Origin of the sequence: Flavobacterium taihuense (genome assembly GCF_019351435.1) — a bacterium.
Taxonomy (GTDB): Bacteria; Bacteroidota; Bacteroidia; order Flavobacteriales; family Flavobacteriaceae; genus Flavobacterium; species Flavobacterium taihuense.
In genome coordinates, this window is the sequence record NZ_JAHWYN010000008.1 from 218,807 (window position 1) to 238,592 (window position 19,786).

At 34.4% G+C, this 19,786-nt stretch carries 14 protein-coding genes; 9 read left to right on the plus strand and 5 right to left on the minus strand.

All coding sequences use genetic code 11. From position 1 onward, the window contains the following. Window positions 1-6: 6 nt before the first annotated feature. The 5 genes from KZH69_RS11295 to KZH69_RS11315 all read right to left on the minus strand — a co-directional run bounded on the left by KZH69_RS11295 (window position 7) and on the right by KZH69_RS11315 (window position 4,957). The gene (locus KZH69_RS11295; protein WP_219317547.1) at window positions 7-345 is read right to left on the minus strand and encodes a YegP family protein; all 339 of its coding nucleotides are present in this window, start codon (window positions 343-345) and stop codon (window positions 7-9) included. Between the two features lie 348 nt (window positions 346-693). Beyond that, window positions 694-1,602 carry an Abi family protein gene (locus tag KZH69_RS11300; RefSeq protein WP_219317548.1) on the minus strand — a complete coding sequence of 303 codons (909 nt, stop codon included), beginning with the start codon at window positions 1,600-1,602 and terminating at the stop codon, window positions 694-696. 736 nt (window positions 1,603-2,338) lie between these two features. Further along, on the minus strand, window positions 2,339-3,007 hold the full coding sequence (locus KZH69_RS11305) for a response regulator (RefSeq protein ID WP_219317549.1): 669 nt from the start codon (window positions 3,005-3,007) through the stop codon (window positions 2,339-2,341). A 9-nt stretch (window positions 3,008-3,016) separates the two neighbouring features. Further along, window positions 3,017-4,663 (minus strand): tetratricopeptide repeat-containing sensor histidine kinase, encoded by a 1,647-nt coding sequence (locus tag KZH69_RS11310; RefSeq protein ID WP_219317550.1) that lies wholly within the window; start codon window positions 4,661-4,663, stop codon window positions 3,017-3,019. Between the two features lie 120 nt (window positions 4,664-4,783). Next, a complete protein-coding gene (locus KZH69_RS11315) occupies window positions 4,784-4,957 on the minus strand; it encodes a hypothetical protein (RefSeq protein WP_219317551.1) in 174 nt (57 codons plus the stop codon). 331 nt (window positions 4,958-5,288) lie between these two features. Here KZH69_RS11315 and KZH69_RS11320 point away from each other — a divergent pair, with 331 nt between their 5' ends. From KZH69_RS11320 to KZH69_RS11360, 9 genes are all read left to right on the plus strand, one after another. After that, entirely contained in the window at window positions 5,289-6,122 is an 834-nt protein-coding gene (locus tag KZH69_RS11320) for a hypothetical protein (protein WP_219317552.1), read from the plus strand. Between the two features lie 950 nt (window positions 6,123-7,072). Then, on the plus strand, window positions 7,073-7,918 hold the full coding sequence (locus tag KZH69_RS11325) for an RteC domain-containing protein (RefSeq protein ID WP_219317553.1): 846 nt from the start codon (window positions 7,073-7,075) through the stop codon (window positions 7,916-7,918). Window positions 7,919-8,634: 716 nt separating this feature from the next. Then, window positions 8,635-10,278, plus strand: coding sequence for an AraC family transcriptional regulator (locus tag KZH69_RS11330; RefSeq protein ID WP_219317554.1), 1,644 nt, complete (start codon window positions 8,635-8,637; stop codon window positions 10,276-10,278). Window positions 10,279-10,671: 393 nt separating this feature from the next. Continuing rightward, complete coding sequence (locus KZH69_RS11335) at window positions 10,672-11,502, plus strand: transcriptional regulator (RefSeq protein ID WP_219317555.1); 831 nt, start codon at window positions 10,672-10,674, stop codon at window positions 11,500-11,502. Between the two features lie 115 nt (window positions 11,503-11,617). Then, window positions 11,618-12,244, plus strand: coding sequence for an AAA family ATPase (locus KZH69_RS11340; RefSeq protein ID WP_219317556.1), 627 nt, complete (start codon window positions 11,618-11,620; stop codon window positions 12,242-12,244). Between the two features lie 208 nt (window positions 12,245-12,452). Next, window positions 12,453-13,589 carry a PDDEXK nuclease domain-containing protein gene (locus KZH69_RS11345; RefSeq protein ID WP_219317557.1) on the plus strand — a complete coding sequence of 379 codons (1,137 nt, stop codon included), beginning with the start codon at window positions 12,453-12,455 and terminating at the stop codon, window positions 13,587-13,589. Window positions 13,590-14,061: 472 nt separating this feature from the next. After that, window positions 14,062-17,136 (plus strand): type I restriction endonuclease subunit R, encoded by a 3,075-nt coding sequence (locus KZH69_RS11350; RefSeq protein ID WP_219317558.1) that lies wholly within the window; start codon window positions 14,062-14,064, stop codon window positions 17,134-17,136. Then, entirely contained in the window at window positions 17,133-18,746 is a 1,614-nt protein-coding gene (locus KZH69_RS11355) for an HsdM family class I SAM-dependent methyltransferase (protein ID WP_219317559.1), read from the plus strand. Before KZH69_RS11350 ends, KZH69_RS11355 begins: the two co-directional genes overlap by 4 nt. Beyond that, the gene (locus KZH69_RS11360) at window positions 18,739-19,767 is read left to right on the plus strand and encodes a virulence RhuM family protein (RefSeq protein WP_219317560.1); all 1,029 of its coding nucleotides are present in this window, start codon (window positions 18,739-18,741) and stop codon (window positions 19,765-19,767) included. The genes KZH69_RS11355 and KZH69_RS11360 overlap by 8 nt, the downstream gene beginning before the upstream one ends. The last annotated feature ends 19 nt before the right edge of the window (window positions 19,768-19,786 follow it).

Below are 19,786 nucleotides of genomic sequence, written 5' to 3' on the forward strand. Positions count from 1 at the left end.
TATGAATTAAGATAAATCTTCCGTTTCGGCAATTGGCGCATCAATTTTGACGCTCTCAATTGCAGTATCTCTATCCGATGCGTTTGGGTACATATTACTGGTTCCAATTATTTGGCCGTTATTTTGAGATTTTAGAACAAAATAATATTTGGAGTTATCAGACATTTTTCTGTCATAATTTTTGTCCAATGGAGCATTTGTTTTTACGGACTCAATTCCGTTTTTGCAATTCTGTTTTGTAGTGTACATTTCGCTTTTTAAAACAATAGCTTCATCTTTTGACCATAGATTAAAATAGAATTGATCGTTGGTACTTTTTTTAATGATAAATTTTGGAAACTTCATGGATGGTTTTTTTATTTGATTAATATTTAATTCAAACTTAAACCCAATAAAAATCAATTCCTTACGGGAATCCGTAAAGAGGCTTTTTTCGAAACATATTTACGTATTCCTGAAAAACAAGTCTTGCAAGAAGCTAATGGTTTCTATATTTAAAGTAATGGTGGGCTAGATTTTTTTGAACCAGACTCTTCGAGGTCTCATGGCCTCGAACTATTGTCAGTTGTCCAAAATCTGATTGCGAATGAAGTAATTTATTAATTAGCAATGAGAAATCTATTATTTCTCAAAAGAAAAACAAATATAGATTTGTAAAACAATGTAATTAAAATTTAAACAAGTTTTTGTGTCTTATTCTTTAGTCCATAAAGGTTCATTATACCAATTGTTTTTCATTCCCAAAGCATTAGGGTCAACATTAGGATACTTTTCAAACAACCCATAAAGCTTTTCCGTAAATGAATTTTGGGGTTGTATAATATTTAAAAAATATTTCATCAAACAAAGATGAACGTACAGCTTCTGAAATTCATGTTGTTTTGGCACATCCGCTATCCATGGGTTAGGTGGTGCACTCAATAATTTAGGATTCCCAGGTAAATTTCTGTTCCACAAGCGAGAATGATGAGCGCAATAATTTCGTATCTGAGCAATTGATTGTAACCAACTAGGCAAGTAAGTGTGGTTGACTGCTCCATATTCTTTGGCGATAATGTCTTTAGAACTTACAGTATGTTTGAGGTTTCCATACAATTTGGACAAAGCTCCAAAACTAGTCTGCTCTAATGATTTCCAAGCAGGAGGAAAACGCAAATCGTCCTTATGTTTTCTATGATGATTCTTTATACTGTCATCTTTGGTACGTTCAAGTTCTTCTTCAAGACTGGATAAGGTTTTCACTAAAGCCTTACTATCATTAAACAAATCAAAATTCTGGAACCACCAGGGACTTATCTCATGCGACAAATGGTAAATAAGTTTTGTGCGTAAGCTTATTTCAATTTTTTCAATAACATCAAACAAAAGTATTTTTAGTTCGCCATCAAAGCAATATAAAGCAATAACATCTTCAAACTTACTTTTTTCTTTAAAAATATGTTGTTCCTTATCAGACTGCATAGAATACCAATACTCTCCCAATCGATAATAACTAATATGTGAAAGATGGTGAGCCGCTATGTCTCTATCCTTTATGGTTAGTCCTCTTTTAATTAATTGGTCTATTTGCTCCTGAATGGTTGTCGGTTTTTTCTCAAACATAATATAAAAATATACCCTGCTAATCTACAAAAAAATGTAACTAAAGCAGGGTTAAACTATAATTTAAAAAAACCTTTATAAAGCAAAAGACACACCCTGGGACGCTGTGTCTTCGTTAAAAAGACCTATCGCGTGGTGTGTACTGTTGCGACAAAAGTACAACTAATTACATATTTACCAAATAAAACTATACTTTTTAGTATTATTTTAATATCAAATCAATTACCCAGCGCTATAAATCACGGTTAAACCCCGATCGAGGATTTGTAATCCGTGCCCGCTAAGTAGATCAACTATCTAAAACACCCGAGGCTTTAGCTGAACTGAAGAAATAAACTAGATTTTTTTGAATCTATATTTCAAAGCGTTCAAGAGAAAGAGGAGTAAGAAAGCTACCATAAGAGGAATAAAGCTGATTTTCCAATTTAGAGAAGTAAAATAATTGGTCAGCCCTAAAATGAAGAGACTTGTCATACACCCGGTAGCTATAATAATAGACATTACAAACGTATTGTTTCTAGATAAATGCTTAACGTATGAATTTGATTTGTGAGCTACTATTTTCAGTTTGTTTTTCCTTTTGACATTGTATTTTGAAGCAGTAGGTTTTGTTTGATTATTGGCTCGCATATTATTTTGGAATATAAAGCAAACTTAAAATTGCTGCAGCGAACTCCTTTACGGAAAACCGTAAAAAAGTGAAATTTTAAACTTTGGATATAGGCTTAATTTAATGTCATACCAATCCTAAGTCCTTGGCTATTGCCACAAGATGTGTCGGATTATTTGCCTTGAAGTAAATTTTGAGTTTGTTGAGGCGCTTTTCGATAGTGCTTTTGCTGTTTGGTGTAATACCGGCATTTTTAAATGTGGACTCCATATTTTCCTGGGTCACGCCTATAGACAGGTATTTGAGCAGTTGAATATCGTAATTATCGATTTCGTTGACGGTTTTATCCTGAAGAATATAGTTCAATTCCGGAGACAAATATTTTTGGTCATTGTCATAAACAACTTCAATCGCTTTTTTAAGTTCTGCAATACTATTGCGGCCTTTCATCACAAAACCATTAATGCTGTATTTATCAAACAATGATTTTATGCGATAGGATTTGTCCTCAATAGAAAAAGCAATGATTTTTATTTCCGGAAACAATTGTTTTACTGACGCTATTAATTCTTCGCCAGACTTAAGGATATTTTCCCTATAATCGGCTTTAAACGACAAATCAGAAATCAGCAAATCATAAGGCTCGTTGTCTTTGAAGCCTTTTTTTATTTTTAACAATGCATCATCACAGTATTTGGTAAAAGCAATTTCAGGAACTCCAAGTTCTTCAAGAACCTGAACTGCTGCAATATCATTAAAATCGATGTCATCTACTATCAAAACCTTTTTGAACATACTCAGTAATTATTTAGGGATTGTTATTTTTACTTTAAAACCCTTATTGGTTTGTTTGTCAAAAGTAATAGTTCCTTTTATCGCATGAATACGGTTTTCCACATTGTGTAGTCCGTTTTTTAAAATTAGTGCACTGTCTATTCCAATTCCATTATCCGAATAATTGATTTCAATACATTTGTTAGTCGATTCAAAACTAACAACGGCGAATGAGCATTGACTGTGTTTTTTCATGTTGACCATCAGTTCTTGCAATACTCTGTGCAGAGCAATTTTCTTTTCGGGTTGAATTTTTAACCAATTGATATCACCATTATCCCTAATAATTACTTGGATTTGATCGCTGGAATAAGCCGAAACCATTTCTTTTAATTCTTCCCCAAACTTAGTACCCGTTTCAATTTTACTGTTTTCTCTGGAAATGTTTCGGGTTCTGGCGTATATTTTGTCAAGATTGCCCAAAAGGGTTTCTTTTTTTATTGGATCTTGCAGATCTTGCGTTTCTGCAAAAGTCATTGTTTGATAAACATCGTTGGCTAGTTCATCATGCAGTTTTTTGGACATTCGGGTTTCACTCTCGTAAATAGCTTTTTGACGTTCCTTTTTTAGATAGTAAAACACAAAGGAAGCAGATATAAATCCTATAAATATTAGAAAAGACAAAACATAATTGCCATTTTTTTGTTGCTCCAATTGCAATAAATTTTCCGTTTTTTGAGCCTTCAATTTCAGGTTTTCATTCTTTTCTTCAGTAGAATCATATTTGATTTTGGCAAATTGGTTTTTTGCTTTTTGTCTTGCCTGAGTTAAACTGTCGTTGATTCGGAGATAGGTTTCAGTATGTTTCTTATAATCAGTCCCTACACTATTTTGCATTAAAAGGGTCAAAGATTTCAATCGGTCGTCAACATTATTTGTTTCAGTGGCTTTATCGTAAGCTTGCCTGGAATATCTGTAGGATAGTTGCGGGTCTTTGCTTTTATAATATTCAGATAAATGAATATAACTTTTAGTTAATCCGATATTATCTTTAATGGAATCTCTTATTTGTAAAGACTGATTTAAAAAGTGCAAACTTTTTAAATTTTTCAGACGGAAATAGCAAAAGCCTAAATTGTCAAGAATACGAGCATAATTTTCCGTATTTTCTAGTGTCTCTTTTTTTAAGGATAGAGGCAACAGACTTAATATAGCTTTATGGTAATTTTGCTGTTCTAAATAGACAACAGCTATGTTGTTTTTAAGAATTATTTTTTGCAATTCATCTTCAGCTAGTTTTAACGATTCACTATAATAATGAACAGCATTTTCATAATCATATAATCTCTGATAATTAATTGCAAGGGTATTATAAATGGCACATTTATAATACGATTTTGTTGATTTGCCAAAAAAGGAGATTGCTTCCGTTGCACTGGTTTCACAGCCTGAATAATCGCCCTGATTTTGTTGGAGTATTGCTATATTGAGTAGTGTATATATAATTTTGTTATTGTCTTGTGGTACGTTACAAATTGATTTTGCCTTATTGTAATAATAAAAAGCACTATCATAATGTTGCTTACTGGAATAGTTTTCGGCTAAATCTAAATAAGTATTGTATTGGGAATGATTATTAGATTCACTCTGTTTTACCTTTTTTTCATTACATGACATAATGATATAAAAAAACATCAGCAATAAAATAAAAATCGGGAAATGTAACTTTTTTGTTATCATTTCCCGAAATTACATAAATAATTTAAAAACAGTTATAAATTTATTTTTATCTTATTATTAGGGTCTGGGAACTGGAATTTGGCCAGTTGAGCCATCTCCTGGTGCATCAGCTCTCAATTCTTGCTTCAGCGTTTTTGGGGTTGTTTCAGCTGTTTCCACATCATCACTGGTACAAGAGGTCATTGCTACACTTGCAATGATAAAACACGATACTAAAAATATTTTTTTCATGGGTTTAGAATTAAAAATTAGACATAAGTTTGGCCGTTCGATTTTGAAATCGAATCATTACCCTGAATGGGCTGGCCGTTAAAAATTGATTTTTACTTTTGGGAAGTGAAGTGGGCGAAAACAGTATAATGTCATTTATACTTCCCGGATAAACAAACTACACTGTTCAGCCACACTTTTAATTGAACTAGTTTTGTACATTTATCGCGAATTGAACAATAACTAATTCTGAGGCAAAGTAAAGATGCTTTTTCTCATGTATTTACTGGGAATTCCTATAATTCCTGCAATTCCTAGACATTCCTGACAATTCCTAAAAATACCACAGCTTATGGAGAACAATACTTTAGAAGATTATAAAATAGCAGTAAAAGCAAAATATGAGACAGAAAAAAGAGGGGTGCATTCCAGTATTTTTATAAAGCCTTCTCGTGCCAAACTAAGAAGTTTGTGCCTGGAAATTTTCAAATCAAAAAAAGATCAAAACGATTTAAATGTTTTTTCTTCTTTTTTTAGATTTGATTTTAGTCCTAGTTGTAGCGGTAAATTAAAAGGGCAAACAGATAAATTTAGACCCATTGAAACATTCTTTAAAGGAGAAACTAATTTGATGGATGTTGAAGCCATAAATCTGGCTGCAATTTTGGTAGATTTTCAACCAAGACCATTTTTGAAATTTTCAAAAAGTGAAAGAAATAGTCCTGTCAGAGAAAGTGAAGAAGTTGAAGAGGGGCATGCAATAACTGAAGAAGTTACTATTTATCCAGATACAATACAATTTTTCAATAAGTCCTTTTATCAAAAAAAATATGAAAAAAAGATAGTAATACTATTATTGATGGTTAGCTTGATAACTACTTATTATTTTGCATTTCAAAAGAAGCAATGTATGCAGTGGTCAGGGGATCACTTTGAAAATGTTGACTGCGAGTTACCCAATGATTCAGCAAAATTTAAAATAATTCCTTTAGATAAAAGTATTTTACCCCTTAAAAAGGTTCACGTTTGCGATACTACCACCTTTTTTAAAAATGGTGAAGCTATAATATGGTATGCCAAAACAGAAAATGGGATTGACTTTTTTAATACCCATGGAAGGCATCCTGAAAATGACCATGCATTAAAACCCGTAACGCATTATATTGTAAACAAATACGTAAAGTGATTCAATATTATTTTTAAAAGATAAAAGGCATTTCAAATTAGACAGTCCTAAAAAATTAGCCCGATGACACGGAATTGCACAAGAACGAAGTGAACTGACGCAGTAATTCATGACCGTCTTTTTCCCTTCATAATCACGATAAGGACTTGCGCACTAACCGTATAAACTCATGAAAACGTCCTCTTCCCCGCCCTTATATTTTTGCGCCAAAAATCACGGTAAGGATTTGCGCGTTGGCCGAAGGGGGAGAGCAATAAACTCATGAAAACGTCCTCTTCCCCGCCCTTATAGTTGCCAAACCAAAAATCACAGTAAGGATTTGTGCATTGGCGTATGGAGTAAACAATAAACTTATATAAACGTCCTCTTCCCCGCCCTTATATTTTTACGTCTAAAATCACGGTAAGGATTTGCGCGTTGGCCGCAGGGAGTGACCCCGGAGTCGAGTGTGAAACACGAGCGGCTGGGGTCACGATAAGGAAATCCGTCCGATGATTTTTGGTGTAAAAATATTCTAGGCTTGATCTTTTGTTTCTTTTCCATCAAGGGAAATCGAAGATCCAGCGAACACCAATTAAAATAAAAATTAAGTGAGCTAAAAGAAAAAATGTTCCTATTTAGCTAAAAACATGTTGTGTTCCTCAACGTTTAATCTTTTGTTTCTTTTGAAATCATAGATTCACGAACTCCAATAAATTATTAACTAGTGAGTAATCAAGACAAATCGAAGATTCAGCGAACACCACTTAAAATAAAAATTAAGTGAGCTAAAAGAAAAAATTCTCTTCAAATAAAAAAAAACAACTTACAACCACTATGCAATTCGGGAATTTCACTATGCAATTCGGGAATCCCACACCATGGCATTTGCACCCCCACTAACCATCAAATAGATTTGCTCCCCGATTCAATTGCTGAATCACCTCAAATGTAAATCTTAAACAGCCCTAATGAAATTGTTTGCCGAATCATTATTGTCCGAACTGGAACAACAATTAAAACGAATCCATCTGGAAACAGAAAATAAAATACAATCTGCTGAATTAGCAATGGAGGCTACCCTAATTGCATTAGAAAAACTAAAAACCTTTTTCATAAAATACAAGTCGATAAGAAAAAAAGAAGAGATCGAATTCTTTAGAGAGATTAAACCCAAGTTTACCGCTATACTAGTCTATTACAACAAAATCTACACTATTGAAACCTACAAACCCTTGGGATCAGCAAAAACAATACGCAAATATTACAAAAAAGAGTTTTCCAAGTTGAATGCATTTTTTAAGGAAAACAAAGAATTCTATCGGTACTATCGTACCGGTAACAACTGCCTCGATAGTACCTATTTTACGCGAGCAAACTGCGACCCCAAAACAATGCTGGACAGTTTTTATTTCCAGACAGACCCTCGTTTCAATACCTCACACGATTACAAAGTGGCAAGCATACTGGCAAACGATAAAATAAAAGTCTTTCTGGAAAAGCAAATGGAAAAATCAGAAAGGAAGACAATAAAAAAATACTCCCCATCTCTAAACAATAAAGGACCTAAATGGACAGCCTCAAAAGTGGAATTAATTGAATTGATTTATGCGCTTCATACCGAGGGTGTTTTTAATAATGGAATTGCGGGTCTAAAAGAAGTCACAAACTTTTTTGAAACAGCATTCAATATTGAATTGGGGCAGTTCCACAGAGTCTTTCTCGAAATCCGAAGCAGAAAATCAGATCGGACAAAATTCCTGAACACCCTTAAAAACAAACTCATAATCCGCATGGACGATGCAGACGAAAATTAAAAAAGGCTGCTCAAATCGAGCAACCTTTTAAAGTTATAAAAACTAAGTATCACAGATGGCAGACAGTTATTCCTTTTCATAATAGTATACAATACTTCCAGTAATTGTCAATCTTGCCGCATTAGCCTATAGCTGTGTTCTATCGATATCAGTTTTAAAATGACCTCTAAATATAATCCAGTCGGGGTCAATATCGTCTTCTGGAACCGTTTTATTTAAGTTAGATAGGGGTTTAGCAATCGATGAAGTAGTGTTTGCATGACTACAATTAGGCATGAACAAAAAAGAGCCACAAATTAATATAATTAGACTTAAATTGAAATTTTTCATTTTGGTTAATGTTTTAAATGTTACTGATATTTTTTTTATCAGTTCATTTCTCCCGGGGTAATCTGAACAGTATTGATGTTGGCATTGCTCATAACAAAACCATTTGAATTCAAGGCAAAACTAATGGGGAGTTTTACCTTCCACAAACCAACAACTGTTCAATTCCCGAATCAACACTATGTAATTCTCGAATTGAACAGAACCCATTTCGCAATAATGAACAACAATTCAAGAAGTTAGTTCCGGGAATAAAAAAAGTGGTTTACAAGAGTAATTCTTGCATCTAATAATTTATTTTAGCTGCTTTTATTTCACAATAAATAAAAATGTAAATACATTAATCTTTAACTTTATTAACAGCCCCATCGTCTAAATCTCTTAGAAATATGACAAAAAAACACCTACTTATACTATGGATATGCTTCTGCCATTTTGCGAATGCACAGCAAAAGGATTTCGTAATCCCAGACAGTCTTTCGACTAAAGGGTATGAATATTTTAGCAAAAACATATTATATAAGGAAAGAGATAGCGTTAAAGAAAAAGGATATGCCAAATCATGGTTAGCAAAAGCAAAACTGGAGAAAAACTACGGACAAATGGCGTTGGCATATAAAGCCTTACTTTATAAAAGCAACAAAAAATCACAGCTTATCTATGCCGATAGTATAGTAGCCGCGGCGAAAAAGACGGCTGATATTGAATTAATCGGATCGGCTTACATGACAAAAGGAATAATATATTATGATCGTAGAGAGCAAATGAATGCTCTTGATAATTACTTGATAGCAGACGAATACCTTTCAAAAACGAATAACCAATACCTCATATATAAACTAAAATACGCTATAGGTTTAACCAAGTTTTACCTTGGATTTTACGATGAGGCAATTGCATTATTTAAAGAATGCGTCAACTATTTCAAGCAAGAAAATAACCGTGCTTATTTGAATTCTCTGCATTCTTTGGGACTTTGCTACAACTGCATAGGTAAATATGAACTGTCGAGCCAGACCAATCAATTGGGGCTTAGTGCTGGTAAGCGCTATAAAAATTTAGAAATGCAATCCTATTTCATCGAATCCGAAGGGGTAAACCAATATTTCAAACACAACTATAGTGATGCTATAAAGAAATTAACAGCAGCTTTGCCTCAAGTAAGGCATAACAAAGACTTTGCAAACGAAACGGTAGCTAATTTTTACATCGGTAAAAGCTACTGGTCGCAGAATTTGGAAGAAAAGGCATTGCCCTATTTAAAAAAAGTGGATGACGCATTCCAAAAGCAAAATTACATACGTCCTGATTTACGGGAAGCCTACGAATTATTAATTGGCTATTATCAGCAGCGAAACGACAAGCAAAAAGAATTATACTATGTCAGTACCCTTTTAAAAGTAGACAAACTGATCCATAAGGATTACAAATACCTTTCAGGAAAAATATACAAAGAATACAATACAAAAAAATTACTGCAAACTCAAAGAGACAATGAACAATTCTGGACAGTGGTAGCATTCATTATAATTACCATAATGACAATCATTATAGCTTTTTTTATTAGCAGACATTATAGGAACAAAAGGTTGTTCGCAACATTAATGAATCGCGAACCCGATACAGTCAAATCGTTGGCCATAGAAAACGGCAATAAAGAAATGGAACTGGACATTAGTCCTGAAGTTGTCACGGTAATTTTAAAGAATCTGGAAAAATTTGAGTACAAAAAAAAGTACCTCGACAAAGACATGACTTTGGGTAAAATGGCTTCCATCTTAAACACCAATCCAAAATACGTTTCAAAAATTATAGCACGCTACCGAAGCAAAGGGTCTATTGAATACGTTAGTGATCTAAAAATCGACCATATAGTAGCATTACTCAAAAACGAAAGCAAATACCGCAATTACACTAACAAAGCATTAGGAGAAGAAGCAGGCTTCGGTTCCACCCAAAAATTCACACGGGCATTCAACAATCGAACAGGCCTCTCTCCAACTTACTTCATCACTGCATTAAAAAATCAATAACAACAAAGTAAATTCACAAGCTAGTAAAAACCTACATCAGTACTAAACCTTTCGTACCGTCGTTTTAACCTCCCTTATTTTTTGCATAAAAAATCAGCGTAAGAATTTGAACGGTGGCAGTTGGGAGTACCCCCTATAGAAGATCGGTTGGCGTCGCAATAGGGAAAATCCGTATGATGTTTTTTATAAAAAAAGTCAGACATGACCTTTTGTTTGTTTTCCTTAGAAGGAAAAGAAAAAATGATCTTCGAATAAAATTTACTCAAAAGCTATCACAAAACAATCCTTACCGTTTTTCTTTCACAACTTGTGAACTCACTTGTGATAAAATACCAATCATTCCCAACATTTTTGCATCAAAATAATTTAAGAAAAACCTTAAAAACTTGCAAAATGAACTACATCAAACACCTAACCGGATTCTTCGACCGTATAGTCCAGGATCGAAGTCTCAACCCAACTCACATCAGTTTATACATAGCATTATTCCAATTTTGGAATGTAAACCGCTTTAAAAATCCAATAAGCATAACCAGAGATGAGGTAATGCGCATCAGTAAGATTTGTTCTAAAGCAACCTATCACAAGTGTATGAGAGAATTAAATGACAAGGGGTATGTCAAATACGAACCCTCATTCAATCCTTTCAAAGGCAGTATGGTAATCCTTTTCAATTTTTCAGAAGACTTAAAACCCGTTCAAAAAAGAGCAAGCAACAGCGAAAAAATTTTACCAAATACAGGACAGGTTCTGAACAAGCAAGAAACAAGTTCTGGGACAAGCACTGAACAAGCGCTAGTACCTTCTATAAACAATATAAACAAAACAAACATTTCAAATCGTTTAAACTTGGGTGAGCAACCCCAAAATTTTAAAAATGAAGATTTAATTTTTAAAAATGAAATTGTTGAAGAAAAAGAAAAAAGTTCCGCAAAAAAAGAAAAAGTTTCTTTTGTCACTTCGAGCGCAGTCGAGAAGCCAACAATCGAAAATGTCAAATCTTATTTCCAACAACAAAACTTTCCTGAACTCGAAGCCCAAAAATTCTTCAATTACTTCTCCAGCAACGGTTGGCTCGTTGGTGGAAAAACTGCAATGGTCGATTGGACAGCTGCAGCACAAAATTGGATGCTAAATGCAAACAAATTCGGAACCAATGAAAACCCCAATAGAGCCAAACACCTCAACACTTCAACAGAAAAAAACTATGCAGAACCGCTTTAACCTGAATTCATTTCAGGTTCTTTACCATCCTGCACGCAGTCGAAAAGCAGTTTATAATTCGATTCTCAATTCAACTCAGCATCTTAGACTCTCAGAACTTTAGCAACTTCAAAAAATGAAAGAAGAAATAAATTCACACTACAACTACGAAGAAGTAATTATCTGGCTCGAAAAAAAAGGAGTGGAACTCTACGGCTGCCATTTCAAAATCCTAGAAAACGATCATCCCATTATTTTCAGACTCATTGCCTATTTTCTCAAAGACGAGCCAACATGTTTTCAATTCAATATCGACCCCAATAAAGGGGTTTTGCTTTCTGGTCCCATTGGTTGTGGCAAAACATCTCTGATGAATGTAATGAAACAGCTCACACCTACCGACCACAAATTTTTTGTGAAACCGTGCCGGGACATCAGTTTCGAATTCATTCAAGACGGCTATGAAATCATCCACAAATACAGCAAAGGCAAACTCTACCAATCCGAACCCAAAACCATCTGTTTCGATGATTTAGGTACCGAAAACAATCTTAAATATTTCGGAAATGAATGCAACGTAATGGCCGAAATCCTATTAAGCCGTTACGAAATATTTACATCTAAAAAACTCCAAACCCACATAACAACCAACCTATCCGCCACCGAAATCGAAAATCAATATGGCAATCGGGTACGAAGTAGATTGAGGGAATTATGCAATTTGATAGCGTATGATAGACAGGCAATAGACAAACGAAAGTAAGTTTCAAAAAAAGTGATGTCTTTTACGGTTTAACACATTTTGCTCGAAATTGTTTTCAATACCTTAGCGAAAATTCATAATTTCCTGCTTTTTTTAAGACATGTTATTAAGTTTAAAAAGTATATTTGAAGAAAAAAAACGATTTATGTTCCAACAAGTTAAGTTGGTATTTTGATACTAATGGTTAATCACCAAAGACACTAATGTTATGATAAATTTTGATTCTTTAGCCGAATCCATTCAACACACACACGCCGTTTTACAACAAGAAGCGGTAAAAGCAGTTAATATTTCTTTGACCGTTCGTAATTGGCTGGTTGGGTTTTATATTGTAGAATTTGAACAAAATGGTGAAGACAGAGCAACCTATGGTGATAAGCTAATTTCAAAATTATCAAAAACAATAAATCTAAAAGGACTGGCTGCATCTGAATTAGCTAGATGTCGATTATTCTACACCACTTATCCTTTTTACGCAAGCATTATCCATCAAAAATATGCTCATTTAATTGCTGAAAACATTTTGCGGTTGCCAACCGCAAAATCAGAATTAAATAGCCTAAACATTTTGCGGTTACCAACCGCAGAATTACAAAACAATACAAATCAACATATTAATTTCAATACTAAAGCCGTAACATCCATTTCGTACACTCATTTTGTAGAGCTTATCAAAATAAAAGACCCAACACAAAGACAGTTTTATGAATTGTTAATTTTAAAAACGCAACCCTCAGTTGCGCAATTAAAAAAGCAAATTCATTCACTTGCTTTTGAAAGAGTCGGTTTATCTCAAAGTACAGCTGCAGGATTCGAAGAATTGTTGCAAAAAATTGAACCTTCGAGTCCAATAGATTCTATAAAATCCCATTATATTTTTGATTTTCTAAAATTAAGCAACTACAATTTAATTGAAGAAAACACACTCGAACAAGCATTGATAAACCATTTACAGGAATTTATAGTAGAACTCGGAAATGGCTTTTGCTTTGAAGCACGCCAAAAGAAAATCCTTATAGATGAGGAATACTATTTTGTAGATTTAGTTTTTTATCACAGAATTTTAAAATGTCATGTTTTAATAGAACTGAAAGCGGATCAGTTTAAGCATGAACATTTATCACAGCTCAACACTTATGTTTCCTATTATAGGGAAGAAGTGAAACAAATAGATGACAATCCACCAATAGGCATTTTGTTATGTACCCAAAAAGGAACAAAACTAGTGGAATATGCACTTTCTGGAATGGACGAAAAACTGTTTGTATCTAAATATTTACTGCAACTACCTAGCAAAGAAGTGTTGCAAGCCTTTATTGAAAAGGAATTAAAACAGTTGGAATAACAACCTCAGTGTTATGAGGCTTGAAATTTTACATTACGTTTTCCAATAAAAAAACTGTTATTTCCAGACTCTTTAGGGGAGTAAAAATTAGCGAAAAACACTGGTTATGCCTTAGATAATATCGAATTTAATTGAGCCAAATACAACCATACCTACCTCAAATTTCATGTTGCCTCTGATTCAGTTATTGCTAATTTTTATTTAGCGAAAGAAATCTAAAATCAGTAGGGCAATCATGTAAGAAGCAGATTGAGGGAATTATGCAATTTGATCGCGTATGATAGACAGGCGACAGACAAACGAAAATAACTCGAAACACAAAACTTCTTTTTAATTTTCTTTCTAAATATCTGATTATAAAACAGTTTTTTATTGATGAAGAAAAACAAATAACCTGATCGGAATTTATATAGGTTATTTATCCAAAAACAATTACTTTTAAAGTCTTATCATATCGTAAATAAATTCCTAAATGGCTTTCAACGAAGATTCTCGTGTTAAAATACCGGCTATACTCCATCTTATTCGTTTGGGCTATACCTACATTCCCAGAAATGAGCAACATAGAATTGAAGAAACCAATATCTTTCAGGATGTTTTTAGGGAAAGCATTAGCCGAATTAATCCTTCTATTGAGGAAAATGAGATCAATAGATTGCTGGATGAAATCACACTGCAACTGGATTATGATGATTTGGGTCGTGATTTCTATAAGTCACTCACGGCTACTTCTGGTATCAAACTGATTGACTTCAATAATTTCAACAACAATTCGTTTCATGTTACTACGGAATTAACGTGCAAAAATGGCGATGAGGAGTTTCGACCTGACATTACCCTTTTGATTAACGGAATTCCGTTGGTGTTTATTGAAGTCAAGAAGCCTAACAATAAAAATGGTATTATTGAAGAGCGCAATCGAATCAATGATCGTTTTAAGAACAGAAAATTCAAGCGTTTTGCAAACATCACGCAATTGATGATTTTCTCCAACAACATGAATTATGAAGATGGTGTGATTGAACCATTGCAAGGAGCTTATTATGCTACGAGCGCCTATCATGATTTGAATTTCAATTATTTCAGGGAAGAGGAATTTTTCAATTTAAATGAGATCCTACTTCCAGAGAATGAAGTCTTGGAAAACTTAGTGTTAAAGGACAATCATTTAACTGCTATTAAATATGCTGATGAATTTGCTACCAATAAACACTATGACACGCCTACCAATAGAATCCTAACTTCATTAGTCAATAAAGAGCGATTGGCTTTTATATTGAAATTTGCTTTGGCTTATGTGGAAGAAGAAAAAGACGGCAAATCAGATTTGCAAAAACACATCATGCGATATCCGCAGTTGTTTGCAACAAAAGCCATTAGCAGAAAATTAAGCGAAGGCATTACCAAAGGAATTATTTGGCATACACAGGGATCTGGAAAAACGGCTTTGGCATATTACAATGTCAAATACCTGACGGATTATTACCAAAAGAAAAACATCATTCCGAAGTTTTATTTTATTGTGGACCGCATTGATTTAGCAGTACAAGCCTCCACTGAATTTTCTAATCGAGGTTTGAAAGTGAACAAAGTCAATTCGCGTCTGGATTTCATGAATGACATCAAAAAAGTGGGTGCTATTCACAATCACAGCGGCGAAAGTGAAATTACTGTAATCAATATTCAAAAATTCACGGAAGACGCTACGGTTACAATCAATTTAGATTATGACATCAATATACAGCGCATCTATTTTTTAGATGAAGCGCACCGCAGTTACAATCCTAAAGGGAATTATTTAGCTAATCTGGTTAATTCGGATAAAAGCGCCATTAAAATTGCTTTGACCGGAACGCCATTGCTGAAAGATGTCATCAAAGAATATGATTCCAAAATTCTGTTTGGCGACTACATCCATAAGTACTATTACAACATGTCGATTGCCGATGGGTACACCTTGCGTTTGATTCGGGAAGAAATTGATACTACTTATAAAATGCAGATGCAGGAAATCCTTTCTCAGATTAATGTGTTGGAAGGCGGTATCAAAAAAGCTCAGGTCTATTCACATCCCAAATATGTAGAACCCTTACTGGACTATATTGTCAAAGATTTACAGCACTTTAAAAAACAGGAATACGACAATTCCTTAGGTGGAATGGTGGTTTGTGATTCGGCAGAACAAGCCAAAGAATTGTTTCGCTATTTTGAAGATTTATATGGCATTCAGGAAACCAATGTCATGAATTTGGCAGCGGAAGGCAAAGAACCGTACGGAACTAAGCCATCACTAAAAGCAGCCTTAATATTACATGATATAAACGATAAAGACATTCGCAAAGATTTGATCGCTGCCTTCAAAAAAGGAGACATTGATGTATTGTTTGTTTACAACATGTTATTAACTGGTTTTGATGCCAAACGATTGAAAAAACTGTATTTGGCGCGTGTCATCAAAGACCACAATTTATTGCAGACACTTACTCGTGTTAACCGCCCTTATAAAAAATACCAATATGGTTATGTAGTCGATTTTGCAGATATTTCTGCTGCCTTTGACAAAACCAACCGAATGTATTTTGATGAATTACAGGCTGAGCTCGGTGACGAAATGGAGCATTACAGCAACTTGTTCAAATCAAAAGAGGAAATGAACCAGGAGATTGCTGAAATCAAAGAAAATTTGTTTCATTTCGATATCAAAAATGCAGAAAATTTCAGATTGCAAATTGACGAAATTAAAGATAAGAAGGATTTATTGGCAATTATAAAAGCGTTACGAAATGCCAAAGAACTGAAGAACATCATCCGATTAGGAGATCATGACGATTTGCTTCAAAAATTGGATTTTTACAAACTCAATCAATTGCTTTCGGTGGCACAAGCTCGATTAGACAATCTCAATTTGATAGAGAGTATTCAAAACGATTCCGATACAACCAACTTATTGAATACCGCTCTTGAAGATATTTTCTTTACGTTTACCAAAGTATCCGAAGAAGAAATGATCTTGGCAGATGCGTTAAAAAATGATTTACGTAGAACTCGTGAAGCATTATTGCATAATTTTGACCCAAAAGATCCACGATTTATTTCACTGAGAGAAGAATTGGAGCGCATTTTCAAAAAGAAAAATCTTGATGAAGTAACTCAGGACGATATGCGTGAAAATAGAGTATTATTAAATTCGATTTATGATCGAATAACCGAAATGAATCGGAAAAATGCATTATTAAAAGCCAAATATGAACAGGACGAAAAATATGCCCGAGTGCACAAACGATTATCCGAAAACGGCAGTATTTCTGCAAAAGAATCGCAATTGCACGAGGCATTAATGAACGTGAAAGAACAGACAGATGAACAAGTATTAAACAATAAAAATGTGATAGGCAATGAAGCTTATTTCAAAAAACAATTGATGCAAATAGTCATCAATGAATTTATAAAGAACCAACATATAAAATTAGATTTTGATACTACACAATCCATCAACAATTTGATAGTGAGTGAGTACATGCAACAATACAACGGATACACCCTATGACCGATATTACCTTTATCACACAAACCAAAAATTTAATTGATAACCTAAAAAGCGTTTGTGCCAACTACGGATTGGGCAATGATGGAAATGAATTTAAGATTATCACGCAGGTATTCTTGTATAAGTTCATGAACGATAAGTTTCAGTATGAAGCTAAGAAAGTAAATGAGAAACTTGCGACTGCAAAAAACTTCCAGGAAACATTAGAACAATTATCCGAAGAAGAATTTAAGTTTTTGATCGCCTTAATTGGTCCTGATATTCCGCAATTGCACGCGGAACAGACTATTACACATTTGTGGAACAAACAAACACAAGACGACTTTGCCAGACTTTTTGACGATACCTTGCGTGGGATCAGTATAGAAAACTCAGAAATTTTCTCGGTAAAATCTTCAGGTGGTGCTAAGGATAAAATGTTTGACGATTTAAGTCAATACATTTCAGATAGTTCACAACGCGATGCTTTTTGCAAAGCATTAATCAACAAACTGGTAGAATTCAGCTTTGAACGTATGTTTGAAGAGAAATATGATTTCTTCGCCACTATTTTTGAATACCTGATTAAAGATTACAATACCGACAGTGGCGGAAAATATGCCGAATACTACACGCCTCATGCCGTAGCCCGAATCATGGCTGCCATTATGGTCAATGAAGAAGTAAGCGGAGTGACATGTTACGATCCTAGTGCGGGATCCGGAACACTTTTGATGAATATTGCTCATGCCATTGGCGAAAAAAACTGTAGTATTTACTCCGAAGATATTTCGCAGAAATCTTCCAATATGCTGCGACTGAATTTGGTGCTAAACAATTTATCGCACAGCATCCCAAATATCATTAAAACCAATACCATAGCCGAACCATATTATCTAGACCAAAAGTTTGATTATATTGTGTCCAACCCGCCGTTTAAACTGGATTTCTCTGATTTTGTGGCCGATTTGAGCAAAGACCGATTCAAAGACCGTTTTTTTGCGGGCATACCCAATGTACCGAAAGCCAAGAAAGAATCGATGTCTATTTACCTGATGTTTATTCAGCATATCATGTATAGTTTGAGCAAAACCGGTAAAGCAGCTATTGTTGTACCTACTGGTTTTATCACGGCACAAAGCGGAATTGAAAAGAAAATTCGCGAAGCCATGATTAGCCGTAATATGTTGCGTGGCGTGGTGAGCATGCCGAGTAATATCTTTGCCAGTACCGGAACCAACGTATCGGTATTGTTTTTAGACAACCAAGCCGATAACGAGCATATTGTTTTACTGGATGCCTCCAAGTTAGGAGACACAATAAAAGAAGGTAAAAACCAACGTACTGTTCTGAGCAAAAAAGAAGAACAACGTATTATTGATGCGATGAATAAAAAACTTCCAGAAGAAGATTTTAGCGTTGTGATTAGTGCGGATGACATTAAGGCCAAAAACTACTCCTTCAGTGCCGGACAATATTTTGAAGTAAAAATTGAATATACGGATATTACTGCAAAGGAATTTGAGGAAAAAATGAAAACTTTTGAAACCAATTTAAGCGTCCTTTTTAACGAAAGTAAAACCTTGGAAATCGAAATTCAGAATAATTTGAAAGGGTTGAGATATGAGTGATTCCAACAAAAAAATGATTCGCAACAGTACCGCTGAGTTTTTGATTTTTTCTAAACAAGCTGGGGATAATTCTATAGAAGTTCAAATTGAAGACGGAACAGTATGGCTGAGCCAAAAAATGCTTGCTGCACTTTTTGAAGTTGATGTTCGAACAATCAATGAGCATTTAAAAAATATATTCATAAGTGGAGAGTTAGAGGAGAATTCAGTTATCCGGAAATTCCGGACAACTGCAAGTGATGGTAAAAACTACAATGTCCAATTTTACAATCTCGATGCTATTATCTCGGTTGGGTATCGTGTTAATTCGATAAAAGCAACCCAATTCAGACAATGGGCGACCACAGTATTGCGGGAGTTTTCGATTAAAGGATACGTTTTGGACAGAAAACGAATGGAAAACGGTAGTTTTCTTAACGAAGACTATTTTGAACGTTTGTTGGAAGAAATCAGGGAAATTCGCCTAAGCGAAAGACGTTTTTACCAAAAGATTACGGATATTTATACTACAAGTGTCGATTATAACAAGGAAGCTCCAACAACAAAAACCTTTTTTGCCAAAGTGCAAAACAAACTCCATTTTGCCATTCACGGCAAAACGGCCGCCGAACTTATTGTAGATAGAGCCAATAGTACAAAAGAAAATATGGGACTTACGGCTTGGGAAAATAGCCCAAAAGGAAAAATAGTGAGAACAGATGTTGTGATTGCTAAAAACTATCTCAATCAAGACGAATTAGATTCTTTAGGACGGATTGTAAATGCCTATTTGGAATTGGCAGAAGAACGCGCCAAACGCAAAATCCCGATGACGATGGAAGATTGGGCAAAACGTTTGGACTTGTTTTTGGAATTTGACGATAGAAAAATCCTCAAAGATGCGGGAACGATAACCGCCCAAATTGCCAAACAACATGCCGAAAGCGAATTTGAAAAATACCGTATCATTCAAGACCGCCTTTTTGAAAGCGATTTTGACAAAGAAATTAAAAAACAGTTAGGGAATTTAGAACATGAATAAAACAAAAAATAGCTGTACG

Excerpts from the sequence above, each read along its gene's own strand:
- KZH69_RS11295 (WP_219317547.1), bottom strand. The coding sequence starts at position 345 with ATGAAGTTTCCAAAATTTATCATTAAAAAAAGTACCAACGATCAATTC.
- KZH69_RS11300 (WP_219317548.1), bottom strand. The coding sequence starts at position 1,602 with ATGTTTGAGAAAAAACCGACAACCATTCAGGAGCAAATAGACCAATTA.
- KZH69_RS11305 (WP_219317549.1), bottom strand. The coding sequence starts at position 3,007 with ATGTTCAAAAAGGTTTTGATAGTAGATGACATCGATTTTAATGATATT.
- KZH69_RS11310 (WP_219317550.1), bottom strand. The coding sequence starts at position 4,663 with ATGTCATGTAATGAAAAAAAGGTAAAACAGAGTGAATCTAATAATCAT.
- KZH69_RS11315 (WP_219317551.1), bottom strand. The coding sequence starts at position 4,957 with ATGAAAAAAATATTTTTAGTATCGTGTTTTATCATTGCAAGTGTAGCA.
- KZH69_RS11320 (WP_219317552.1), top strand. The coding sequence starts at position 5,289 with ATGGAGAACAATACTTTAGAAGATTATAAAATAGCAGTAAAAGCAAAA.
- KZH69_RS11325 (WP_219317553.1), top strand. The coding sequence starts at position 7,073 with ATGAAATTGTTTGCCGAATCATTATTGTCCGAACTGGAACAACAATTA.
- KZH69_RS11330 (WP_219317554.1), top strand. The coding sequence starts at position 8,635 with ATGACAAAAAAACACCTACTTATACTATGGATATGCTTCTGCCATTTT.
- KZH69_RS11335 (WP_219317555.1), top strand. The coding sequence starts at position 10,672 with ATGAACTACATCAAACACCTAACCGGATTCTTCGACCGTATAGTCCAG.
- KZH69_RS11340 (WP_219317556.1), top strand. The coding sequence starts at position 11,618 with ATGAAAGAAGAAATAAATTCACACTACAACTACGAAGAAGTAATTATC.
- KZH69_RS11345 (WP_219317557.1), top strand. The coding sequence starts at position 12,453 with ATGATAAATTTTGATTCTTTAGCCGAATCCATTCAACACACACACGCC.
- KZH69_RS11350 (WP_219317558.1), top strand. The coding sequence starts at position 14,062 with ATGGCTTTCAACGAAGATTCTCGTGTTAAAATACCGGCTATACTCCAT.
- KZH69_RS11355 (WP_219317559.1), top strand. The coding sequence starts at position 17,133 with ATGACCGATATTACCTTTATCACACAAACCAAAAATTTAATTGATAAC.
- KZH69_RS11360 (WP_219317560.1), top strand. The coding sequence starts at position 18,739 with ATGAGTGATTCCAACAAAAAAATGATTCGCAACAGTACCGCTGAGTTT.